General features: G+C 65.9%; 3 protein-coding genes. 2 read left to right on the top strand and 1 reads right to left on the bottom strand.

The genetic code is table 11. From position 1 onward, the window contains the following. Positions 1–1,220 precede the first annotated feature (1,220 nt). Positions 1,221–2,903: a hypothetical protein gene (locus B2U11_RS00905; RefSeq protein ID WP_292069115.1), complete on the top strand. Its 1,683-nt coding sequence runs from the start codon at positions 1,221–1,223 to the stop codon at positions 2,901–2,903. Between the two features lie 21 nt (positions 2,904–2,924). Here the strand turns inward: B2U11_RS00905 and B2U11_RS00900 are convergent, their stop codons facing one another. After that, positions 2,925–3,074 (bottom strand): hypothetical protein, encoded by a 150-nt coding sequence (locus B2U11_RS00900; RefSeq protein ID WP_292069113.1) that lies wholly within the window; start codon positions 3,072–3,074, stop codon positions 2,925–2,927. 157 nt (positions 3,075–3,231) lie between these two features. Here B2U11_RS00900 and B2U11_RS00895 point away from each other — a divergent pair, with 157 nt between their 5' ends. Next, positions 3,232–4,392: an aminotransferase gene (locus B2U11_RS00895; RefSeq protein ID WP_292069111.1), complete on the top strand. Its 1,161-nt coding sequence runs from the start codon at positions 3,232–3,234 to the stop codon at positions 4,390–4,392. The last annotated feature ends 119 nt before the right edge of the window (positions 4,393–4,511 follow it).

Raw genomic sequence — 4,511 nt, 5'->3', positions numbered from 1 at the left:
GAGAAACGGGGGTCACGTCATCCTGAATGCCCCTGACGCTCAGGGAACGTGATCCATCGAGCACTACAGCGGTAGAAACATGACGCCCTCCTTCATCGCGAAGATGAGACTCAACCGCTAGTGGCCCGAGGCCCAGGGGGTATCGCCCGCCGCCTATTGGGAGGGAAGCTAGGGAGGATGGGCCGTAGATCTTTTGTTCAATCTCAAGCGTCGCACCATCGTGGCAAGCATAAACGCCATAGCGGTTCAGACTGGTCTCTGCCTCGCCGTCAATCGTCTCCGAAAGCGGCCTACATCTAAGGGCGGAGAGTGCTCCGGTGACGTCATAGGTGTCCGTCGCGAACGCCGTAGGCGCGCCGCTTTCCTCCCGCGCCCGACGCCGATCCATCACGTTGGATACCAACCCTTGTCGGGTCGGAATCAGCGACGCGTCCACCAGTACCGGCGAGGCAGGATTGGAACTGACACGGAAGGGTGAAGCGTCGCCAACTTGCGTAGGGGCAGAGACTGCCCCGGTCGGGCTGCGCTCGCGCGCCGCCTCACATCCCACTCTCGAAACAGTAATCTCATAAGCTTTCATCCCGGAAAAATAGGGGCCGAGATACCTGCTGCAGTTTCTGCGTACCCAGTCCTGCGCGGCGCTCTGGTTTGCGCCCCCAGCGTAGTGAGTGGCGTGTGACACGGCTCCCGGCGCCGATGTAATATTCACCGCAGGTGAAGACTGATCGAAGGTCGTGTGTGAGGAGTCTGCGCAGTTTCCCACGAACCCCAAGTTCGCCGCCATCAGCGCGGCATGCAGCGTCAGCCCAACCGCAATCATGAACGTCCCGTGCAATCTATAATTGTACGACGGCGGAACCACACTTTAGGCAGATTCTACCCCTGAGCTCAATCCGCCAAGTGTGTCCGCTTCGACACTCAACGAGAGTGGCGCGGAGATAGATGGCGTTCTGGACCTCCGCTTTCAGGCAGCCAGACATCGCTCGCGAATTCCGAAATGGGCCGCGAAGCGACATTCGCACACGGTCCAGCAGCAGATCTACGCGGCCCAGGCTACAGCCGTGGAATAGTTCTCTCCATCTTCCACGGCGGCGCTCCACTCTGTTGCGTCGCTAGGTGATTTAGATTTTCTAACTCAGGCGCAGCCGAACTGACGAGGCTTGTGGCGAGAATGCGGCTTAGATCGCCGTCCTCCCGCAGTTTGGCCACGCAGCACATCCATGTCGAAATACAAGGAGAACTTCGACAACTTCTCGCCAGTGTACGGCTCGACCTATCCCGACTTCCACGGCGGGGTCGGGGTCACGGTCGAACAGGCCAGTTCGCGCGGCCTGGTGCAGGACACCGACAACGGGTCGCTGGAGTTCCGCTTCACCATCCGCAACCAGACCGCCGTCGGTCTGGCTACCATTCGCGGGGCGGTCGAGCAGCGCGACTATCTGCGCAACCTGCAACGCGACTTCTTCCGCTCGGCGGTGGAGCAGGGACGCAGGCACGAGCACGCCGCTTTCGTCTTCGGCGATCCCGCCAATCCGGGCCTGACCGCCCAGACGCTGGAGCTGCTGCAGCGACACCAGATCCGCGTCCATCGTCTGGCTTCGGCGGTGACGATCGACGGCCGCGCCTTCCAGCCGGACAGCGCCTATGTCGTGCCCTCGGCCCAGCCGCAATTCCGCCTGATCCATTCGATCTTCGAACCGACGCCCGAGGTGAAGGGCAGCGTCTATGGCAGCACCTCTTATGGGATCGCCGACGCCTATGGGCTGGCGGTCGGGCGGGCGCGTCGGGCGCCGGCCATGGGCGAGCAGGTCGCGTCGGTTCCGCGCCACGTCGGGGGCGTGAAGGGGGCGGAGGCCGCCTATGCCTACGCCATCGACTGGCGCGATCTGAACGCGCCTGCCGTCCTGTCGGCCCTGCTGAAGGAGGGGGTGTCGGTGCGCGCTGCCTTCCAGCCCTTCACTGCACGGACGGCCGAGGGCGAGACGACCTTCGAACGGGGCAGTCTGGTGGTGACTGTGGTGGGGCAGGATAAGGACGCCGCGACCCTGCGGAGCCTGATCGACACGGCGTCGCGTCAGGCCGGCGTCGATGCCTGGAGCCTGGCGACCGGTCAGAGCGTGTTGGGCGTCGATCTGGGCAGCGACAGCGTGCGCCGCATCCGGGCGCCCAAAATCGCCCTGATCATGGGGCAGGGCGTCAACGCCACCGAGATCGGCTCGACCTGGTTCGCACTCAGCGAACGCCTGACCTGGCCAGCGACGCGGCTGGACCCGTCGCAGATCGGCGGGGTCTCGCTGGACGGCTACACCAGTATCGTCCTGGCCGGCGGTTCCTATGACGACTGGAGCGACCGTCGCATCGCTGCGCTGAAATCCTGGGTCGAGGGCGGCGGTTCGCTGGTGACCTACGGCTCGGCTTCGGCCTGGGCCATAGACAAGGAGTTGGTGAAGTCAGGGGCCAAACCCGAAGCGGACGGCGAGGCCGAGACGACGTCGGCCGGGCGTCGGGACTTCGCGAATCGGCGGGACTATCTTTCGGAGCAGCGGACCTCGGGCAACGCCCTGTCGGCCGATGTGGACGTGACCCATCCGCTCGCCTTCGGTCTGACGGGCCGATCGCTGGTGGTGAACAAGGAGACGGACGTTGTCCTGAGCCCGGTCGAGGACCCGTTCGCCAACGTTGTCCGCATCGAGGACCAGCCGCGCGTGAACGGCTATCTGGCCGAGAATCTGCGCCGCGCCGCCGCCGGGTCTGTCTGGGCGCAGACGGTGCGGGCGGGCCGCGGCAATGTCGTGCTGTTCGCCGACGATCCGGCCCACCGAAAGTACTGGCTGGGAACCGAGCGGCTGCTGATCAACGCCCTGTTCCTGTCCAACTATCTGACCCCCGCCGAACGACGGTGAGGGCGCCCCCGCCCGGACCGGCTAACGGTCCGGGCGGGGCGTCGTCTCGACGCGTCTCGCCATATGGATCGTCCAGCCTCCGTGCGGCGCACAGGCCACGGCGACGCGCACCCGGTCGAACGACACGGGGCCGCTGGAACGAAGGGACGGGCCGGAGGGCTTGGCGGACATGAGGGGCTCCAGTGACCTGTTCACCCCGGCATCAGGCGCGCGCGGCGGTCGCCTCGCAATCGAGATCGGCTGTGCCTAAGCGCAGGAAACCTAAAGCGCCGCATCGCCTCGTCCGGTCGCACTTGCCAGCTACGTTTCAAGCGGATTGGGTGGCGCCATGAGCGCCCATCCCGTCTTCGCCGACATGCCCGTAACCGTCTTCGAGACCATGTCGGGGCTCGCCCGCCGGCATGGGGCGATCAATCTGGGGCAGGGGTTTCCCGATGCGCCCGGCCCCGAGGCGTTGCGGCGGCTGGCGGCCGAGGCGGTGCTGAACGGGTCGAACCAGTATCCGCCGTCGCGCGGCGATCCGGTCCTGCGCGAGGCGGTGGTCGAACATTATCGCCGATTGCAGGGCGTCGATCTGACGTTTGATGGGGTGGTGGTAACCTCTGGCGCCACCGAGGCCATTGCGGCGGCCCTGCTGGCCCATGTCCGGCCTGGCGACGAGGTCGTCATCTTCGAGCCGGCCTATGACGCCTATCGCCCGCTGATCGAACGCGCGGGCGGAGTGGTGCGGGCCGTGAGGCTGCAAGCGCCGGCGTGGCGACTGACCGAGGCCGCGCTGGAGGCGGCGGTAGGTCCCCGGACGCGGATGGTGTTGGTCAACAACCCGCTGAACCCGGCCGCGCGGGTCTTCGACGCGGATGAGGTCGCGGCCCTGGCCTCCGTCTGCGTCCGCCACGATCTGATCGTCGTTAGCGACGAGGTGTGGGAACATGTCGTCTTCGACGGCCGTATTCATCGGACGCTGCTGGCCGCGCCCGGCATGGCGGACCGGGTCGTCAAGATCGGCTCGGCCGGGAAGATGTTCGGTCTGACCGGATGGAAGGTCGGCTTCGCCTGCGGCTCGCCGGATCTGATCGCGCCCCTGGCCAAGGCGCACCAGTTCCTGACCTTCTCCACCCCGCCCAATCTACAGACAGCCGTGGCGGCGGGACTAGCCTGGCCGGTCGACTGGTTCGACCAGATGCGGTCCGATCTGTGCCGGTCGCGCGACCGGCTGGCGGCGGCCCTGACAGCCGAGGGCTATGTCGTCACGCCGGGCGAAGGGACCTATTTCCTGTGTTTGAACTTGGCGGGGTCGGGCCTGGCGCTGGACGACACGACCTTCTGCCGCCGGATCGTCGAGGCGGTCGGCGTCGCGGCCATCCCCCTTTCCGCCTTCGAGCATGACCCGGTGACCCGGACTTTGGCGCGCCTGTGTTTCGCCAAAAGCGACGCCGTGCTGGACGAAGCCGCCGAACGATTGGGGCGCGCGCTACGGGCTCTGCTGTGAACAGAAATCCTGAGAAGCGCGGCAATCCTTCTGCGGTGAATGTCTGACCGTCGGGCGCTAGGAAAGGGCGTGGGCGCCTCGCGATCGCTCATTCTCGCACTAGGGTTCGTACTCAATCA

It is taken from the genome of Brevundimonas sp. UBA7534 (genome assembly GCF_002479325.1).
In the GTDB taxonomy this organism is placed as follows: domain Bacteria; phylum Pseudomonadota; class Alphaproteobacteria; order Caulobacterales; family Caulobacteraceae; genus Brevundimonas.
The sequence above is the reverse complement of the archived record's forward strand: the minus strand, read 5'-3'. Positions and strand labels throughout refer to the sequence as shown.

What these genes read in the sequence shown, in the direction of transcription:
- B2U11_RS00905 (WP_292069115.1), top strand. Translation starts at nt 1,221, where the DNA reads ATGTCGAAATACAAGGAGAACTTCGACAACTTCTCGCCAGTGTACGGC.
- B2U11_RS00900 (WP_292069113.1), bottom strand. Translation starts at nt 3,074, where the DNA reads ATGTCCGCCAAGCCCTCCGGCCCGTCCCTTCGTTCCAGCGGCCCCGTG.
- B2U11_RS00895 (WP_292069111.1), top strand. Translation starts at nt 3,232, where the DNA reads ATGAGCGCCCATCCCGTCTTCGCCGACATGCCCGTAACCGTCTTCGAG.